The sequence below is a fragment of the Brucella sp. RRSP16 genome (assembly GCF_052246815.1).
GTDB classification, from domain to species: Bacteria; Pseudomonadota; Alphaproteobacteria; order Rhizobiales; family Rhizobiaceae; genus Brucella; species Brucella intermedia.
In genome coordinates this window covers 403,598-421,947 of record NZ_JBQQAM010000001.1, presented here as the reverse complement: position 1 = coordinate 421,947, position 18,350 = coordinate 403,598, and the positions used below count along the sequence as shown (strand labels likewise).

Genomic DNA, 18,350 nt, shown 5'->3' with positions numbered 1-18,350 from the left:
AGCCGCTCCACGAAATTTTCAGCGCTGCCGATCCGGCTTTCCGGAGCGACAGATGTCCTGAAACGCTCTCTGAGCCTGAAACAAAAGGCGGCATGAGTGTGCGAGAATGATGATTTTTGAGTTCCGCGACGGAGTGTACTTGAAAGTACATGTGCACCGGAACGCAAAAAATTGCCATTTGCAGCCACTCAAGGCGCGACTTTTGGAACAGGCTCTCACTGTCGGAAGCGGTCAAAACATTGAGTAACACTGTCACTACCAAAAAGGTAAGGCGAGCGCCGCGGCGCTCAACGGCCCTTGCCGCATCGATAGCCAGTTTTCTGGGTATCGTCGTCACGACCTATCTGGGCCTTCTGGCCGTAACTTTTTTCATCGGCCGCGTTGTGCCGATTGATCCCGTGCTTGCCATCGTTGGCGACCGCGCTCCAGCGCATGTCGTCGCCCGCGTGCGGGAAGAAATGGGCTTCAACCTGCCCTATTACCAGCAGTTCTTTCTCTACGTGAAGGGCGTGCTGCAGGGCGATTTCGGCACCTCGGTACTGACCACCAACCCCGTCATGACCGATATTCGCCGCGTTTTCCCGGCTACGATGGAACTCGCCACCGTCGGCACGATCATCGGCGCCCTGTTCGGCATTCCGCTCGGCGTTCTCGCTGCGGTCAAGCGCGGCAGCATTGTCGACCAGATCGTGCGCGTGATCGGCCTTGTCGGCTATTCGGTGCCGATCTTCTGGCTCGGCATGCTTGCGCTTCTGATCTTCTATGCACGGCTAGGCTGGACCTCTGGTCCCGGACGCATCGACATCACATTCGAATATACCTTCACCCCGATCACCGGTTTCTACCTGATCGACGCGATCCTCCAGCGCGATTGGCCAGCCCTCAAGGATATTGTCTCCCACCTTATCCTGCCATCCGTGCTGCTCGGCTATTTCTCGCTTGCCTATATCAGCCGCATGACCCGCTCCTTCATGCTCAACGAGCTGGAACAGGAATATATCATTGCAGCGCGCGCCAAGGGCATTTCGGAAACCCGCATCATCTGGGGCCACGCACTGCGCAACGCCGCCGTGCCGCTGGTGACCGTGATCGCGCTGTCCTATGCCGGACTTCTGGAAGGTTCGGTGCTGACCGAAACCATCTTCTCCTGGCCGGGCCTCGGACTCTACATCACCAATTCACTGCAAAACGCTGATATGAATGCCGTTCTGGGTGGCACCATCGTCATCGGGTCGGTCTTTATCGCGCTCAACCTCGTGTCCGATCTTCTCTATCGGCTTCTCGATCCAAGGACGCGCGCACGATGAGCCAAATGACAGATACTTCCAACCTCTCATGGCGTGAATGGCTGCTTACGGAGCGGCCACAGTCACGCACACAAGCCCGCCTCGGCCGTGCCTATATGGTCTGGCGACGCTTCACCGCCAACAAGCTGGCCGTCCTTGGCCTCCTCATCATCATCGGCCTTCTTGTCGTTGCAGCCCTGGCCGATGTGCTGGCGCCGCATTCGCCGGTCGCCGGCGATCTGGCCAATGCACGTCTCTTGCCGCCGGGATCACCGGGCTATTTGCTCGGCACTGACGATCAGGGCCGCGATATTCTTTCGCGTCTGATCTATGGCTCCCGCCTTACCCTTTATGTGGTACTGCTGGTCGCCATCATCGCAGCGCCCATCGGCCTTCTGGTCGGCACCGTTGCAGGCTATGCAGGTGGTTGGGTGGATGCCGTGCTGATGCGCATCACCGACATCTTCCTCGCCTTCCCGAAGCTCATCCTGGCACTGGCATTCGTTGCCGCTCTCGGACCGGGCATCGAAAATGCCATCATCGCCATCGCCATCACTTCGTGGCCGCCATATGCGCGCATTGCGCGTGCGGAAACGTTGACCGTGCGCAATTCGGATTATATCTCCGCCGTCCGTTTGATGGGCGCTTCGCCTATCCGCATCGTCGTGCGCCACATCATGCCGCTCTGCACATCGTCACTGATCGTGCGTGTAACGCTCGACATGGCAGGCATCATCCTTACCGCCGCCGGTCTCGGCTTCCTGGGCCTCGGCGCACAGCCGCCTCTGCCTGAATGGGGTGCGATGATCGCTTCCGGTCGCCGCTTCATTCTCGACCAGTGGTGGGTTGCCGCCATGCCGGGTCTCGCGATCCTTATTGTCAGCCTCGGCTTCAATCTTCTGGGCGATGGCCTGCGCGATGCGCTCGATCCGCGGGGTAACAACCAATGAAGCCTCTTCTGACTGTCGAAGACCTGCGCGTCACCTTCCCGACCCGCACGGGTGCAATCGAGGCCGTGCGCGGCGTCAGCTTCGAACTGGGTCGTGAACGCCTCGGCATCGTGGGCGAATCCGGTTCCGGCAAGTCGCAGACCGGCCGCGCCATCATGGGGCTGACCCCGCCGCATGCGAAGATCACCGCCAAAAAACTCGAGTTTGACGGCATCGATCTTCTGAACGCACCGGCACGCGAACGCCGCGCTTTACGCGGCGGACGCATCGCCATGGTTTTGCAGGACCCGAAATACTCGCTCAACCCTGTGATGACCATCGGCAAGCAGATTGCCGAAACGCTGAAGGCCCACGGCAAGTTCAGCAGTGAGGAAATCCGCAGGCGCTCCATCGCCATGCTGGAAGCCGTGCAGATCCGCGATGCTGAACGCGTCATGAACCTCTATCCGCACGAAGTTTCGGGCGGCATGGGCCAGCGCGTCATGATCGCCATGATGCTGGTTGCCGAACCAGAAATGCTGATCGCCGATGAGCCGACTTCGGCGCTTGACGTTACGGTCCAGCTTGAAGTGCTCGGCATCCTCGACAAACTGGTTGCCGAACGCGGCATGGGTCTGATCTTCGTCAGCCACGACCTGCGCCTCGTTTCCTCCTTCTGCGACCGCGTCATCGTGATGTATGCGGGCAAGATCGTGGAGGAAATTGCGGCCAAGGATCTCGCCAATGCGAAACACCCCTATACGCAAGGATTGCTGAACTGCATGCCGAAAATCGGAGCCGATCGCCATCCCCTGCCAACCTTGCAGCGTGAGGAGGCATGGAAGCTATGACCGGGAAAGCTATGAGCACGGCATCTGCACTGAGCGTCGACAATATCGACGTCTATTTCGACCACTTCCATGCACTGAAATCGGTCAGCATCGAAGTGGCCCGAGGCGAATCCTACGGCCTCGTAGGCGAATCCGGGTCGGGCAAATCCACCCTGCTGCGCGCTGTTGCGGGACTGGCGCCCGTCGAGGACGGCGAAATCCGTATCGACGGGCAATTGCTGAAAACGCCGCGTGACAAGGCGTTCTATCGCAACGTTCAGATGGTGTTTCAGGACCCTTACGGCTCGCTGCATCCGCGCCAGACGGTGGACCGGCTGTTGCTGGAACCGCTCGCCATCCATGGGGTCGACGATACGGAACAGCGCATCGTGAAGGCGCTCGATGAAGTCGGACTCGGTTCCGGCTTCCGCTTTCGCTATCCGCACCAGCTTTCGGGTGGCCAGCGCCAGCGCATCGCCATTGCTCGCGCCCTAATCGTCGAGCCCAGCATATTGCTGCTCGACGAGCCGACCTCCGCGCTCGATGCTTCGGTTCAGGCGGAAGTGCTAAACCTGCTCGAACAGGTTCGGCGCGACCGCAACCTAACCTTCGTCATGGTCAGCCACGACCTTGGCGTCGTCACCCATATGTGCGACCGGCTTGCCGTCATGCGCAATGGTGAGGTCGTGGAACAGTTGCAGGCAAACGATCTTGTCAGCGGCAATATCCATGCCGACTATACGAAGAACCTGATGCGGGCGAGCGAAGGCTTCCGCAGGTAAAGCAGAAGCGGTCCGTCTCAGGATACGCTAAAAGCAAAGGGGACCTTGGGGTCCCCTTTTTCATTGCATCAATCGTCGGACTTGCGCGGCGTGTCGCCATCCTGCCCGCGCCGCCAATAGGCGACGATCAACTGCCGATCCTTCGCAATATTGCGTTCCTTGCGCATATAAGTGCGGATCGACCGGAACGCGTTGAACTCACAACCGACCCAGACGTAAATATCGTCTTGGCCTTCCGGCAATTCGACCGCCCGCACGGCATCCTGCAACAAGGTCGTCGTTCCGGCTTCCGCGCCATTGCGGTTCAGCCACTGCAGATCGATATCGGCGCGCGAAAAAAGTTCCTGCTCTTCCTCTGCGCTGCCGATCTCGACCCGGACGACCGCCTTGGTTCCTTCCGGCAACCGTTCCAGAATGCGTCCGATGGCAGGCAGAGCGGTTTCGTCTCCGGCGAGCAGATACCACTTCGCCTCACCTGCATCGCCGCCGCCGGGACCTGTCATGCCGACAATATCGCCCGGCTTGGCGCTGAGGGCCCAACCGGAACCCGGTGCGTCGCAATCATCGCCGTGAACGACCATATCGATATCCACCCATCCGGCGACGGTATCGATGTTGCGGATCGTATAGACACGTGTCGCAAGCTTGGCTGCGCCTTCGGGCCAGACCGGACGGCCATCTTCACCGGTTGTGGGCCATTGCGGCTTTGCCAGGCCTTCGGGCGGAAACAGAAGGCGGATATGGAGCCCCAGCTGCGAGAAGCGGAACAGGTTTTCGCCTTTCAGGCGAACGCGCCGCATGTGCGGTGTTACATTCGACACCGAGACGACCTGCATCTCGCGGAAATAGGGCAGCGGCAGTCCGGCAGCCCCATCGCCTTCCCAGATGATTTTCGGTTTGGCGCTGCCCTTGTCGAGAAACTCCAGCACATGTTCGGCAATGGAATATTTCATATAGGCAAGGCCAGTTTCGTCCTCGCTGGAGACATCGACGCTGACCGTTTCATCGTCCCACTGCACATCCGCCTGACCGAAGCTCAGCACCAGCTTTGCCGTGCTGCCCTGACGGTGCACGTCGGCATGCTCGACGAAATGATCGAGAAGCTGATTGACCACATGACCGGCATTGGTAAGCGCAAAGCGGGTATTGGCGTTGAGTTCGGACATGCCCCGTCCTCCTTTGGGAAACAATTTCCCCAGCCTTACCCGAATATAACATGACTATTCAAGTCATCATTTTGGCTTGAACCCGCAATAAATCGTGACGGGTAGTGCCTGCCGCCAGACATCGAAAGAACCGAGCGCCCCAGCCTGCGCAACCGACAATCGCGTCAGTTCTCCGCCGTACTTTTCACGCCAGTTGAAAAGCAGCATTTCGCTTTGCAGGGTCACGGCGTTGGCAACCAGCCTACCCCCCGGATTCAAGGCGTTCCAGCAAGCTTCCAGCACACCATCATCCGTCACCCCGCCGCCGATGAAGATCGCGTCTGGCGCTTCCAAGCCCGCCAACGCCAGGGGCGCCTCCCCCCTGACAAGCTGCAATCCGGGAACGCCCAGTGCGGCGCGATTTCGCTCGATCATTGCCTGTCGCTGTTCGCTGGCCTCAATGGCAATCGCACGACACGAGGGATGAACACGCATCCATTCGATGCCAATCGAACCACAACCGGCACCCACATCCCATAGCAGTTGACGCGGCAATGGCTGCAATCGTGACAGCGTGACGGCACGAATGTCGCGCTTGGTCAATTGGCCATCATTCTCGAACGCTTCATCGGGAAGACCTACGACAGGCGAAAACACGTTCGCTTCCGGTGCGACGATGCATTCGATTGCCAGAACATTCAGATCGGCGCATCGCCCGTGCGACCAGTTTTCGGCGATATCCTGTACACGTTGCTCCTTGGAGCCACCAATATGCTCAAGAACAGTCATGCGGCTTTGGCCAAACCCCTTGCCCTTGAGCAGTGCCGCCGCTTTTGCTGGCGTCGTACCGTCATTGCTGAGCACCAGGAGCTTCTCGCCGGGCAGGATATGCGGCTGCAGCAATTCAAACGGACGACCGTGCACGCTGACTGTGCGGACATCCTGGAGCGGCCAGCCCATCCGCGCCGCGGCCAGTGAAAGCGAAGACGGATGCGGTAGAACCAGCAATTCTTCCGGCGAAAAATGCCGGGCCAAAGTTGCACCCACGCCAAAAAACATCGGATCGCCACTTGCCAGCGCGATGACCGGCTGGCCGCGATAGGCCTCGATCATCCCGATAGCTTCGTCGAATGGAGACGGCCAGGCCACGCGTTCGGCTTTGATGCCATCGTTCAGAAAATCCAGATGGCGTCTGCCGCCGAAAATGGCCTTGGCCGAGGCGATAGCAGCAAGCGCGGTTTTTCCAAGCCCATCAAACCCGTCTTCACCGATCCCGATCACTGTCAGCCAGCGTGCCATGCGCGATGCTCCTTTTCCCGAGTTCGTAGAGCATTTTGCAGTCAGGTGAAATCACCTGACTTCGCATAAATGCGGCAAAACAAACGGATAGAGCGGAAGCGCGAACGAATGTGAGGCATTTCGCTCTGTCGCGGACAGTAGCAAGTGCATGCGGCGAGGCGTATAAGACTGAAATGCCGAGCAATCCGATCACCAATTCGCTGCATACCTATCCTGACAGGCGCAACGCCTGCCCCGGCCTCTCGCGCATGGTGATGGCGAAAGACGGTGCGATTGCCCGCATAAAACTGAAGCTGGGCCGCTTGTCAGCCGATCAGGCACGTTCAATTGCAGCAATAGCTGAACGTTTCGATGCAGGCGCAATAGAGCTGTCGATTCGCTCCAATATCCAGTTGCGCGGTATTGCGCCCGAACATTGGGATAATGTTGTCGCTGCGCTGCACGACGCCGGCCTTGGAGCAGAAAACCCCGGTGCTGATGATATTCGCAACGTGATGGTCAGCCCCACGGCCGGCATTGATCGGAGCCAGATAGCCGATGTCACGGAACTGGCCTCATCCGCGCTCGATACGCTGCAGGCGAATGAGACTTTCTATGCGCTATCGCCGAAATTCTCCTTGCAGATTGACGGCGGTGAGGATTGCGCAATGGTTTCGCATCCGGGCGATATCTGGCTTTCATCCATGGACCGGAAAACCTACGCTTTTGGCCTCGCCTCGTCTCCCGAAAAACCCGCGCTGGGAACCATAGATGCGGGACACGCCCTGCTGTTCATCGAAGCGTTGCTGCATTGCTTTTTACAGCAGGGCAGCTTTGCGCGGATGAAGCATCTCTTCGAGATCATTTCGCCATCGCAGTTTCTGGCCAATTTGGAAAGGGAACTCCCTTTTCCCATCCATTCGGCAAATGGCTGGAAACGCAAGGTACCGATGGCGTTTTCGCATCTCGGACCGAACCGGCAGCGCGATGGGTCGATTTATATCGGCGCGACACCGCTGATGGGACGGCTGACGCCGCGCCAACTCAGCGCGCTGGCGGACCTCTCCGAGAGCGGAAAAAGCGAGCTGCGCCTTACGCCCTGGCAAGGTGTCATCCTGCCTTATGTAAACGAAACCCGGGTGATCGACCTCACCCAAAAACTCCGTTCGCTTGGTCTCGAAACGACAGCCGGAGTCCCGCACGCGCGGCTTCGTGCCTGTTCGGGCTCGAGTGGATGTGCCTCTGCGCTCGCCGACACTCAAACCGACGGCGGGAAGCTGGCGACACGTTTAAGTCCCGGAACGTCATCCGTGCACATTACAGGATGCGCCAAATCATGCGCCGCGCTTGCGCCATTGCCGCATACCCTGCTGGCGCGCTCGGCAGGCCGCTACGATCTCTATACGCAGGAGCCGTTTCCGCAAGACGGGGCTGGACCATCGCGCTTCGGACGGTTATTGGCGACTGATATTACCATTGACCAAGCGGCGCACCTTCTGAACGCCCGACACTGATTAGAGTGGTCCACCATGACAGACTACATCCGCGACGGACAGGCCATTTACGACCGGTCTTTCGCCATCATTCGTGCCGAGGCCGATCTGAGCCGCATACCCGCCGATCTGGAAAAGCTTGCAGTCCGGGTCATTCACGCCTGCGGCATGGTGGATGTAGTCAATGACCTCGCCTTCTCGGAAGGCGCAGGTAAAGCCGGGCGCGACGCCCTGCTCGCCGGTGCGCCCATTCTTTGTGATGCGCGCATGGTGGCCGAAGGCATTACCCGTTCCCGTCTGCCTGCAAATAATGAAGTCATCTGCACGCTTGGCGATCCGTCGGTTCCCGAGCTAGCCGCGAAGGTCGGCAACACCCGCTCGGCCGCAGCACTCGACCTCTGGCTTCCCCATCTCGCCAACAGCGTGGTTGCAATCGGCAATGCACCAACCGCCCTCTTCCGCCTCTTCGAATTGCTGGATGCCGGTGCGCCGAAACCGGCGCTCATCATCGGAATGCCGGTTGGCTTCGTGGGTGCGGCGGAATCCAAGGACGAACTCGCCGCCAACAGCCGTGGCGTGCCTTACGTGATCGTTCGCGGAAGACGCGGCGGCAGCGCCATGACGGCAGCGGCGGTCAACGCGCTCGCGTCGGAGCGCGAATAATGGCAGCAAAAGGCAGATTGTTTGGCCTCGGTGTCGGCCCCGGCGATCCTGAACTGATCACGCTGAAAGCCCTCCGCCTTCTCAAGAGCGCGCCGGTCGTTGCCTATCACGCCGCCAAGGGAAAGAAGGGCAACGCCCTTACCATCGTCGAGGAATATCTTTCGCCCGAACAGGTTCTCGTGCCGCTGATCTATCCGGTGACGACGGAAAAGCTCCCGGCGCATATGGATTACGAGCAGATCGTCAGCGATTTCTATGGTGAGATAACGGACACGATCGCGAGCCATCTTGATCGGGGACAGGATGTGGCCGTGATCGCGGAAGGCGATCCCTTCTTCTACGGCTCGTTCATGTATATCCACGACCGGCTCGCAGGGCGGTATGAAACGCAAGTCGTGCCCGGTGTCTGTTCCGTTCTCGGTGCCTCTGCCGTCCTCGGTGCGCCGCTTGTCTATCGCAACCAGACGCTCTCCGTTCTTTCCGGCGTCATGGGCGCGGAGGAACTGAAGCAGCGGCTCGCGGATACGGGAGCTGCGGCGATCATGAAGCTCGGCAAGAACCTCGACAAGGTCCGCGCAGTGCTGGGTGATCTCGGTCTCATGGACCGTGCGCTCTATGTCGAGCGCGCCACCATGTCCAACCAGCGCATCGTGCCCCTTGCCGAAGTCGATGGTGACGACTGCCCTTATTTCTCGATCATTCTCGTTCCGGGGCAAAAATGGAACGGCGCATGACCCCTGCGATTCTGGTGCTTGGAGAAGCAGCTGTTCCCACCGCGCAACGGATCGCAATGGCGTTGGAGCGCGCCGAAATACGCGGCCTTCAGAGCCGCGTTGCATCGGTTGACAACACCTTCATGCATTTCGGCGATGCAATAAGGTCGCTCTATGAGGAAGGCCGTCCGATCATCGCGCTTTGCGCCGCCGGTATCGTCATCCGGGCGCTCGCCCCGCTACTTGAGAACAAGCGTATCGAACCGCCAGTTCTCGCCGTGGCTGAGGATGGAAGTGCGGTCGTGCCACTGTTGGGTGGGCTCTCGGGTGTCAACGACATGGCGCGGCAGATTGCAGCGGCGCTTGAGGTCGCGCCTGCAATAACCACGTCCGGCGAACTGCGCTTCGGAATCAATCTGCTGCATCCGCCTGCCGAACTCACGCTTGCCAATCCAGACAGCGCGAAAAGTTTCATGTCGAACCTGCTCGCGGGACAGAAGCTGCGGATTGAAGGACGATCGCGCTGGCTTGCGCAATCGAAATTGCCTTTCGCCGACGACGGCGCGTTGACGATCAGCATAACGCCCCACAATCGCGTGCCGCGTCCCGACGAGTTGATTTATCATCCGCGCAGCGTGGCGATTGCCGTTGATATGGTCCGCGAAAACCTTCAGGCCAATGTTGAGCATGCGCTTGCCCGGGCGGGGAAAGCCCGGCAGTCACTGGCCTTGCTCCTCGCCGATGAAAAAGACTGCGCTGCGTCGGAACTTCACGGAGCGGCACAGATGCTTGGTATTCCACTCCGTTTTGTGGCGGATGCACCCCATGTCCGCGAACTCGTCCTTCGTTCGGTCGAGCAGCCGATTGAGCTGATAGAAGACGACGGACTCGCCATCGCCGTTGCGTCAACCCCGGCAGATGTGCTGTTTGTCGGTCGAAAGCGCGGCAAGCTGGTCGTTATCGGACTTGGGCCCGGATCGCGCAGCCTGATGACGCCTGCCGTCCAGCATGAACTGGAACAGGCTGAAGACATTCTCGGCTATGAGACCTATGTGCGAATGGCTGAGGAGAATCTTCGCCCTTTCCGCCCGGACCAAACCATTCACATGACCGACAATCGTGAGGAAATGCAGCGCGCCCGTCATGCATTCGAACTCGCGGCTTCCGGGCGGCATGTCGTCATGGTTTCGTCGGGAGATCCCGGTGTCTTTGCGATGGCTGCGGCGGTTGTCGAGGCGCTGCACGAAACGGACAATCCCGCGTGGCACGGCGTGGAGCTTGTCATCCAGCCTGGAATTTCAGCGGCAATGGCTGCCGCATCGCGCATTGGTGCGCCGCTGGGACATGACTTCTGCATCATTTCGCTATCGGACAACCTGAAGCCCTGGGAGGTCATCGAAAAGCGCCTGGCGCTTGCCGCCGAAGCCGATCTCGCCATGGCGTTCTACAATCCGATCTCCAGGGCGCGCCCGCATCAGCTTGGCCGCGCGCTGGAAATCCTGCGCCAATATCGATCGCCTGGAACGCCCGTCGTCCTTGGACGAGACATAGGCAGACCTGCCGAGACGACACGGACAACTACGCTGGGTGCATTGACGCCAGAGGATGTCGACATGCGCACCGTGGTCATCATCGGCTCCTCGCATACACAACGGTTTGCGAAGTCCGATGGCCGCGAATGGGTTTATACACCGCGTTGGTACGGCGAAAAGCCTGAGAAGTGACAAACAAAAAGGCAGGGAAAACCCTGCCTTTTTCGCATGTTAGCCGTGACAGTTGAATCAGTTCTTCTTCGCCTTGGCCTTCTTCGGCTGGGCAGCGGCGGCGGCGTCCGCCTTGGCGGCAGCTGCTTCGGCTGCAATCTGATCCGCGCTTTTCGGCGACGTGTCGATGACGGCACGCACACCGCCCTTTGCAGTGAGCTGGCAAACAGCCGTGCGCAGGTCCACCTTGAGATCGACATCCGTTCCGCCTGCTGCACCCGGACGGGAATTGACGGCGGAGATAACGCGTTCCGGCAGGAAGTATTTGTTGGCAGCAGCGGTGATGCACGGCTGCGCCAGCGCAGGGTCGACATAAGCAGTCGGAGTGAAGCGCGGCATCGAAATCGTCGGCGCGCTAACCGGGGCCTCGGTTTTGCCCGGCGTCGCCGTCGTGGTCGGTACAGTCGTCGTGCAGGCAGCGGCAAGCGGGGCCAACATGGCAATGGCTAGGAAACGGGCTCCGGTGCGGGCGCGTCCGTACATGATCAACCTCATAGGATCTGCTGAGTAGGTAAAATTTAAGTTCGATAACTATTCGGTTTTGCTCGATTGTCGAGTGGCAGGAAGGTCACATTGCCAGAATTTCGATTCGCATCCACAGGCTGACGTCACTGCTTTGCCAAAATCCAGTTCAGCATTTCCCGCCAATCCGACATGCGGATGGGCGTGCCGTGATTGCCGCTCTCGAAACGGCGAAACTGAACCGGATAACCCGGCGCGCGCTTGCGTATCTCGCGATAGAAGGATTCCTGCTTGTCGATGGCGAAAACCGGGTCGCGGCTTCCATGACCGAAGAAAACGGGCACGCGCTTCCTGAATGCGGGAGACTTGAAAAATCCCTCATCCCAAAGCGAGCCGAGCAGGATGAGACCTGAAAGCTGACTACCGGCGTTTTCGTTGCCCGCTATGCGCCAGCACAGCGTTCCGCCCTGCGAGCCGCAGGACAGGATCAAGGGAGCGCTTGGCGACGAAGCTTTGACAGCTTCAATCAGCCCGGCAATCTGCGCCTCGCCCGCATCGGCGAAATCCTTGAAGTCCGGTGTGACATACAAGCCGCCGTTCAATGCAGCGAGATTCTTCACCCGGTTGAAATTACCGCCGAAGGTAAAATCATTCATGCCTTGCAGGCGATTGCCGCCCCGGCCATGCAGATAGATGACGATGAAGGATGCACCTTCGCGCTTGCCCGCCGTCATGGCCTTGACTGGCCCAGCTTTGGTCTGAAACGTGACGTCCTTCTGGTAGGCGCGCGCCTTTAGCGAGACATAGGCGTCTTTCACCCGCTTTTCGGGCACCGCATCGCGCCCGTTTATATCGCGCATTTCATTGTAACCGACGACCTTGTAATCGCCATTGTCGGCGCTGCTGATGACGCCGGGATAGGCGAAATAGTCGTCCTTGTAAGGCGGCAGCGACGAAGCCCCGGATGCCGTCGCCGCCGAAAGCAGAAACAACACTCCGAGGAGGCTGCGTGTTGCACGTCTCGACATCACAGCTCCAGCGTATGGTAGCGCCTGTTGAGATAAACCAGCGCTTCCTCTTCGGCCCTCGACCGCAGGCCTACCACTTCGCCGAAAAGCACGTGATGGGTGGAATGATCCTGAACGCTCACCACTCGGCAATCGAAAGAGGCAAGCGCTCCCTCCAATATGGGCGCTCCGGTAACCTGAACTTCCCACCGCGCCAGTTCGAACCGCTCGTCCTGCGTCAGACCAATGCGGCCGGAAAATGCGTCCGCCAGCTGCTGATGCGAGCCGGCAAGCGTGTTGACGGCAAAAACCCCATTGTCGATGAACAGCCGGTTTTCCTCGTGGATCTTCTGCAGGCAGATGAGGATGGTCGGCGGATTATCGGACACTGAGCAGGCCGCCGTCAGGGTTAGACCGCGCCGTCCCGCACTGCCCGCGGTCGTGACGATCTGCACTGCGCCGGCATAATGGCTCATGGCATCGCGGTAGGACTTGGATTCCACCGAAGCTGCACTTGAAATGATGTTCTTAATCGTTTGCACGTCCAACAGAATCCATCTCGCCCTATGGGTATGTTACCTGAAGCCAGCTACCATGTTCAGAAGCCCGCGATATCGGCCCCCAGAAACGGGCATTGCACAAAGGCGAGGAAACAGCTACCCACTTTTCGTTGAAAATGCCACGAATTGTTTATTGAAGACGGATCACGTGATCGAGCTAGGGAAACGTCCTGCCGCAGCGCTGACAAGCATCATCCTCTCACTGCTGGCCAGTTCCGTACTGGCACAGGCAGCAGATATGCGCATCGGACTTGCAGCGCCCCTGTCGGGAACCTTCGCTCCGTTGGGTAATCAGCTGGCCGAAGGGGCGCGCATCGCGGCCGCGACGAAAGGCGCTGAACTCGTCATTTCCGATGACCGCTGCGATGCCGAAGGCGGCAGGGAAGCGGCGGAACGTTTCGTGAGGGAAAACGTCCGGATCGTAACCGGCTTTCTGTGTCCCGACGCCCTTGAGGCGGCGCTCCCGGTTCTCGCAGCTGGCAACATAGTTATCGTGGCCTCGGGCGTCAGTGAACCCACGCTGACCGAAAGGCGCGCACCCGCACCGATGGCAGTATTCCGACTCGCAACCGGACTCGACAAGGAAACGGAAGCAACAGGCAGTTTTCTCGGCAGTCTCTGGCGTGCCCAGGCTTTTGCCGTCATCGATGACGGGACGATTGAGGGACGCGAACGTGCCGCACGTGTTCTGGCCAGCCTCAAGGAGCAGCAGCTGCAACCGGTTTTTACCGATACCTATCGGCCCGGCCTCGACAATCAGAATGCGCTAGTCGCCCGCCTGCGGCGCGCAGGCGCAACCCATGTCTATGTCGGCGGCGAACGTGACGATATCGCCGCCATCGGTACAAGCGCTGCCGTCCTCAATCATCCGTTGACGATTGCAGGCGGGAGCCTGCTTGATGCCGCGCCCGGCGCACAGCCCTTAAGCGAGGGCACTTTGATGATCGCTCCGGTCCGGCCGCAGGACCTTTCAACAGCAAAACCCGCAATCGACGCACTGCATCAGGCCGGAAAACTGGCCGATGCTTATGCCATCATCGGCTATGCCAGCGCGGAGATTGCTGCGGATGCGATCCTGCGCGCCGACGAGAAGAAGCAGCCGGTGCTTGATACGCTTCGCACTGGTTCCTTCGAAACCGTGCTTGGCACGATCAAGTTCGACGACAACGGCATCCGAACGGACAACCCCAACCGCCTCCAGCGGTTCGACGGCAAACGGTTCGTGCTAGCCGACAAGTAGCCCAATGAGACTGGCGGCGATCACCAGCCCGGTCATCAGGCTCATGGTTGACCAGAAAAGGTGAAGCGCGGCATCTATATCATCGGCATTGGCATCGCGTTTGCCGGATGCATTGAGCATGGGACCTTCAACTTTTTCCGTCCCATATTGGCGCGGACCGGCCAATGCCAGCCCCAGCCCGCCTGCAAATGCCGATTCCGGCCAGCCTGCGTTGGGCGAGCGATGCAGGCGCGCGTCACGGCGCATGACCGAGAAAGCTTCCCTTCCTGAAAGCCTGTCTTTCGTGATCGCGGTGGCCAGTGAAGCCAGCAGCCCCGTCAACCGGGCAGGAATGTAGTTTGCAACATCGTCCAGCTTCGCCGCGAAACGGCCGAAATCGCGATAGCGATCATTGAGATGACCAATCATCGAGTCGGCGGTATTGATCATTTTGTAGGCAAACAGCCCCGGCAATCCGCCCACCAGAAACCAGAATGCAGGCGCGACAATGCCGTCGGATGCGTTTTCGGCCAGACTTTCTATCGCTGCCCTGCTGATGCCGCCCTCATCAAGATGCTCGGGATTGCGTCCAACAATCATCGACACGGCCCGCCGTCCGCCCTCGAGGCCGTCCTCCCGCAGCGCCAGCGCAACCGCCTGCACATGATCGGCAAGGCTTTTCTGCGCAAGCAGCACCGTCACGATCAGAATTTCGGCAACAGCGCCTGCTGTTCCGGCAAAGGGCAGTAGGAACTCAAGGACAAGCCCCAGAACGACAGAGACAGCCACCAGCCCAACCGTCAGCCACATGCCATTTCGGCGAAGCACCGCAGCAGCGAGATTTCGGTTGTTCCAGCGCTTTTCACCCCATGAAATTGCTTTCCCGAACAGGACGACGGGATGCGGCATCCTTTGCCATAGCTGCGGCGGATCGCCGACAAAGCGATCGAGAAGCAGCGCAAGCGAAAGAATAATCAGCTTTATTTCCATGAGCTTGACCAGAAAAACTGAATCAAAGTTTCAACGCCTTTTCCAAGCGCGCAAGCGCCACGTCATCCAACGGCAGACCAATGCGCAACCAGCGCGAGGCGTAATTGAATTTCCGGACCAGAATATGTCTCTGGCACAGTCTGACATAGAGTTCGTGCGCATCCGGGTGTTCAACAAGAGAAAACAGCGCCGTGCCGCCGATTTCCTTCAGACCGGATTTCTCGAGAACAGCAGAGAGTTCCAGGCGCCTCAGATCAATACGCGCGCGATAGTTGGAAAGCGCCTCGGCACCGCGGAAGGCATGGCTGGCAATGGCAAGCGCCGGGCCGGATACCGCCCATGGCCCAAGCCGCTGCTGCAATGCCTCGACAAACGGCTGACCGGCAACGGCAAAGCCCAGACGAACGCCAGCCAGCCCGAAAAACTTGCCGAAAGATTTCAGCACGATCATCGGCATGTCTTCCGCATCCGCTGCAACGCTGACATCCTCATGCGCGTCCGCAAAAGCCTCGTCCACGATCAGAAAGCCGCCCAGCGCACCAAGTTTTCGCGCCAGATGCTGAAGATCGTCTTTTGAAACCACACGACCATCGGGATTATTGGGATTGACGATAACTGCCGCCGTCGCCTCGTCCGGAATTTCACCGATTGCCGCACACGACACGACCTTCCAGCCGCAGGCAACGAACGAAGCGGCATGTTCCTGATAGGTCGGCCCGAGAACCGCAACCGTCGACGGAGCAACTAATGTCGGGACGAGCTGGATCAAAGCCTGTGTGCCGGGAGCTGCGACAATGGACGCATTCTCACGCAGCCCATAATAGCTGCGGGCCAGCCGCAGCGTTTCCAGCATCAGCCGTTCATCCGGCAAGCGGTTCCAGATTTCCGGTGTCAGTTCGGGAAGTGAAAAAGGCTCCGGGTTGATGCCCGTTGAAAGATCAAGCCAGCCTCCCGGCTTTCCGCCAAAGCGCGCGACGGCCTTGTCCAGCGCGCCGCCATGCTCGATTTCTGCACTCAAGCTTTGTCTCCGCAAAAATCGATCACATGCATGAAAGAGCCTGAAACGGACCCGACCCTGAGACCTGCCTCGCCAAGCTCGTCTCGTGCGGCATCCCGCACACGGAAAAGCCGATCCGCCTCTCCTTCGCGCAGGATGCTTGCATAATGAAACTCGTGCGCCTTCAATGGCTCCTTCCAGGGTGAGCCCTCAAGCGGTTCCAGCAGGCGATAGCCAAGATGCAGCTTTCTTTTCGCGAAGCTCGTTTCAAGCGGCAGAAGACCCAGCATCGGATGCGCAACACCCTCCGCATCCTGCAAGCTCTCGCCAAGAACCATGTAGCCGCCGCATTCGCCATAAACAGTCGCACCACGCGTTGCGGCATCGCGTATTGCCGTTTGAAAACGTGCGGCTTGTGCCAGACGGCCTGCGTAAAGTTCCGGATAACCGCCGGGCAGATAGATTGCGTCTGCATCCTGTCTCGGAGCCTCATCTGCAAGCGGCGAGAAGAACGAAATCTCCACACCTCGCCTGCGCCAGCCTTCAAACAGATGCGCATAGGCAAAGGCGAATGCATCGTCGCGGGCAACCGCAATGTGGTTCCCAAGCGGTTTCAGGCGTGGAACATTGGCCATCGCATCGTAACGCTTCGGCCGCGACCAGATCGACTGCAACGTATCCAGATCGATATGCGCTTCAATCACATCAGCGGCATGATCCAGAAAAGTTTCGAGGTCGGAATGCTCGCCCGCCTGCACCAGTCCCAGATGCCTTTCTGGCAGCGAAAGATCGGTATCGCGAGGCAAGGCGCCGAGAACCGGAATGCCGAGTGGCTCCAACGCGCCACGCAGCATCGCTTCGTGCCGCGGGCTGCCAACCCGGTTGAGGATAATTCCGGCAATCAGCACATCCTTGCGAAACTGGCTGAAGCCCCACACAAGCGCCGCGACCGAGTGTGATTGCCGTGCACAATCCACCACCAGCACCACCGGCAGCTCGAGAACCCGGGCCAGATCGGCGGAAGAACCCTTCCCGTCCATCGCTCCGTCAAAGAGCCCCATCATGCCCTCGGCGACCAGCAGCTTGGCGCTGCTTTCGGTCATGCGCGAGGAAAGCGCGCTGATAAGTTCAGGACGCATCGCCCAAGGGTCGAGATTGAAGCAATCCGCGCCGCTCGCAGCCTTGTGATAGGCAGGGTCGATATAATCCGGCCCGGCTTTCGCCGGTGCAAGCGCTACGCCCCTGCGTTTCAAAACCCTCAACAAACCCAGCGTTACCGTTGTCTTGCCCGACCCGGAAGCCGGTGCAGCGATCATGAAACCCTTCATGCGGTTTGCGCTCCCTCATTTTGGTTCTTTCTGCCAAGCGGGTCGCTGAACAGGATCTTGCCGCTCAAAGCGCCCATCCAGTCCAATCCATCCCGCAGGCGAACCACTTGCCCCACAACCACGATCGCAGGCGGGTTCAGCCCCGCCGCTTCCACGTCTTTTGCAGCCTGCGCCAATGTCGTTTCGAGCACGGTCTGGCTAGGCAGGCTCGCATTGCACACAAAGGCGACAGGCTCGTCGGGCGAGCGTCCGGCATCGATCAGCCGCCTGGCAATAAGATCAATATGTTTCATCGCCATATACATGACGATCACCGGAGAGGTTCTGGCGATACCGGTCCAGTCTACTCCGTCGGGCACCAGACCGCTGGCGTCGTGGCCAGTCAGAAACGTCACGGACTGATTGATGTCGCGATGCGTAGCGGCGATGCCTGCATAGGCGAGGCCGCCAATTCCGGCAGTCACTCCGGGAACGACGCGAAACGGAACCCCGTGTTCCACTAGCGTCAGCGCCTCTTCTGCTCCGCGTCCGAAAACAAACGGATCGCCACCTTTCAACCGCAGCACCTTATTGCCTTGTTTCGCAAGTTCGACAAGCCGCAGAGAAATATCGCGCTGTTTCGGCGAAGGCTTGCCGCCGCGCTTGCCTGCATATTCCAGAACAGCATCTGCATGTTTCAGAGAGAGGCAGGCATCATCCACCAGTGCGTCATAAACGATAACATCCGCCTGTTGCAGGGCGTTGACGGCATGAAGCGTCAAAAGGCCGGGATCCCCCGGCCCAGCCCCCACGAGCCAGACGTGGCCGGGCTCCATGACGGGCAACGTCATTTTGCTTTTAGCAATGACACATGCCGCTGTTTCTTCAGCCTTGTTCATTCTCGTCAACCATTATTCTATCTGGCG

General features: G+C 59.3%; 18 protein-coding genes. 9 read left to right on the top strand and 9 right to left on the bottom strand.

Annotation, left to right across the window (positions count from 1 at the left end):
• Positions 1-239 precede the first annotated feature (239 nt).
• The 4 genes from ACS5UA_RS01950 to ACS5UA_RS01935 are packed head-to-tail and all read left to right on the top strand — an operon-like array spanning position 240 to position 3,827.
• Positions 240-1,307 (top strand): ABC transporter permease, encoded by a 1,068-nt coding sequence (locus ACS5UA_RS01950; protein WP_025090427.1) that lies wholly within the window; start codon positions 240-242, stop codon positions 1,305-1,307.
• A complete protein-coding gene (nikC, locus tag ACS5UA_RS01945; protein WP_443101120.1) occupies positions 1,304-2,236 on the top strand; it encodes a nickel transporter permease in 933 nt (310 codons plus the stop codon). The genes ACS5UA_RS01950 and nikC overlap by 4 nt, the downstream gene beginning before the upstream one ends.
• A complete protein-coding gene (locus ACS5UA_RS01940) occupies positions 2,233-3,066 on the top strand; it encodes an ABC transporter ATP-binding protein (protein WP_443101119.1) in 834 nt (277 codons plus the stop codon). The genes nikC and ACS5UA_RS01940 overlap by 4 nt, the downstream gene beginning before the upstream one ends.
• Positions 3,067-3,077: 11 nt before the next feature.
• Positions 3,078-3,827 (top strand): ABC transporter ATP-binding protein, encoded by a 750-nt coding sequence (locus ACS5UA_RS01935; protein WP_443101118.1) that lies wholly within the window; start codon positions 3,078-3,080, stop codon positions 3,825-3,827.
• A gap of 68 nt (positions 3,828-3,895) precedes the next feature.
• Here the strand turns inward: ACS5UA_RS01935 and ACS5UA_RS01930 are convergent, their stop codons facing one another.
• Both ACS5UA_RS01930 and ACS5UA_RS01925 read right to left on the bottom strand, forming a co-directional pair.
• Positions 3,896-4,993 (bottom strand): siderophore-interacting protein, encoded by a 1,098-nt coding sequence (locus ACS5UA_RS01930; RefSeq protein WP_151686027.1) that lies wholly within the window; start codon positions 4,991-4,993, stop codon positions 3,896-3,898.
• A gap of 66 nt (positions 4,994-5,059) precedes the next feature.
• Entirely contained in the window at positions 5,060-6,271 is a 1,212-nt protein-coding gene (locus ACS5UA_RS01925; RefSeq protein WP_021585978.1) for a bifunctional cobalt-precorrin-7 (C(5))-methyltransferase/cobalt-precorrin-6B (C(15))-methyltransferase, read from the bottom strand.
• Positions 6,272-6,444: 173 nt separating this feature from the next.
• On the opposite strand from ACS5UA_RS01925, the gene cobG reads away from it, so the two are divergent.
• From cobG to cobJ, 4 genes are read left to right on the top strand one after another with little or no spacing between them, the layout of a single operon-like run.
• Positions 6,445-7,764, top strand: a complete 1,320-nt coding sequence (gene cobG, locus ACS5UA_RS01920; protein ID WP_443101117.1) for a precorrin-3B synthase — start codon at positions 6,445-6,447, stop codon at positions 7,762-7,764.
• 15 nt (positions 7,765-7,779) lie between these two features.
• Entirely contained in the window at positions 7,780-8,406 is a 627-nt protein-coding gene (locus tag ACS5UA_RS01915) for a precorrin-8X methylmutase (RefSeq protein ID WP_021585980.1), read from the top strand.
• Entirely contained in the window at positions 8,406-9,140 is a 735-nt protein-coding gene (locus ACS5UA_RS01910; RefSeq protein WP_021585981.1) for a precorrin-2 C(20)-methyltransferase, read from the top strand. The genes ACS5UA_RS01915 and ACS5UA_RS01910 overlap by 1 nt, the downstream gene beginning before the upstream one ends.
• The gene (cobJ, locus tag ACS5UA_RS01905) at positions 9,137-10,843 is read left to right on the top strand and encodes a precorrin-3B C(17)-methyltransferase (protein ID WP_170873265.1); all 1,707 of its coding nucleotides are present in this window, start codon (positions 9,137-9,139) and stop codon (positions 10,841-10,843) included. Before ACS5UA_RS01910 ends, cobJ begins: the two co-directional genes overlap by 4 nt.
• Before the next feature lie 57 nt (positions 10,844-10,900).
• Here cobJ and ACS5UA_RS01900 read toward each other — a convergent pair whose 3' ends face one another.
• From ACS5UA_RS01900 to ACS5UA_RS01890, 3 genes are all read right to left on the bottom strand, one after another.
• The gene (locus tag ACS5UA_RS01900) at positions 10,901-11,365 is read right to left on the bottom strand and encodes a hypothetical protein (protein WP_021585983.1); all 465 of its coding nucleotides are present in this window, start codon (positions 11,363-11,365) and stop codon (positions 10,901-10,903) included.
• A gap of 125 nt (positions 11,366-11,490) precedes the next feature.
• Positions 11,491-12,372 (bottom strand): phospholipase, encoded by an 882-nt coding sequence (locus tag ACS5UA_RS01895; RefSeq protein ID WP_021585984.1) that lies wholly within the window; start codon positions 12,370-12,372, stop codon positions 11,491-11,493.
• Positions 12,372-12,893 (bottom strand): flavin reductase, encoded by a 522-nt coding sequence (locus tag ACS5UA_RS01890; RefSeq protein ID WP_031346343.1) that lies wholly within the window; start codon positions 12,891-12,893, stop codon positions 12,372-12,374. Before ACS5UA_RS01890 ends, ACS5UA_RS01895 begins: the two co-directional genes overlap by 1 nt.
• 166 nt (positions 12,894-13,059) lie before the next feature.
• On the opposite strand from ACS5UA_RS01890, the gene ACS5UA_RS01885 reads away from it, so the two are divergent.
• On the top strand, positions 13,060-14,151 hold the full coding sequence (locus ACS5UA_RS01885) for a branched-chain amino acid ABC transporter substrate-binding protein (RefSeq protein ID WP_031346344.1): 1,092 nt from the start codon (positions 13,060-13,062) through the stop codon (positions 14,149-14,151).
• Here the strand turns inward: ACS5UA_RS01885 and cbiB are convergent.
• The 4 genes from cbiB to cobA are packed head-to-tail and all read right to left on the bottom strand — an operon-like array spanning position 14,137 to position 18,323.
• Positions 14,137-15,120, bottom strand: coding sequence for an adenosylcobinamide-phosphate synthase CbiB (gene cbiB / locus ACS5UA_RS01880; RefSeq protein ID WP_021585987.1), 984 nt, complete (start codon positions 15,118-15,120; stop codon positions 14,137-14,139). The two genes, ACS5UA_RS01885 and cbiB, sit on opposite strands and share 15 nt — an antisense overlap.
• 22 nt (positions 15,121-15,142) lie before the next feature.
• The gene (gene cobD, locus ACS5UA_RS01875) at positions 15,143-16,138 is read right to left on the bottom strand and encodes a threonine-phosphate decarboxylase CobD (protein WP_112670221.1); all 996 of its coding nucleotides are present in this window, start codon (positions 16,136-16,138) and stop codon (positions 15,143-15,145) included.
• Positions 16,135-17,445, bottom strand: a complete 1,311-nt coding sequence (locus ACS5UA_RS01870) for a cobyrinate a,c-diamide synthase (protein WP_021585989.1) — start codon at positions 17,443-17,445, stop codon at positions 16,135-16,137. Before ACS5UA_RS01870 ends, cobD begins: the two co-directional genes overlap by 4 nt.
• On the bottom strand, positions 17,442-18,323 hold the full coding sequence (cobA, locus tag ACS5UA_RS01865) for a uroporphyrinogen-III C-methyltransferase (RefSeq protein WP_031346345.1): 882 nt from the start codon (positions 18,321-18,323) through the stop codon (positions 17,442-17,444). Before cobA ends, ACS5UA_RS01870 begins: the two co-directional genes overlap by 4 nt.
• Between the last annotated feature and the right edge of the window lie 27 nt (positions 18,324-18,350).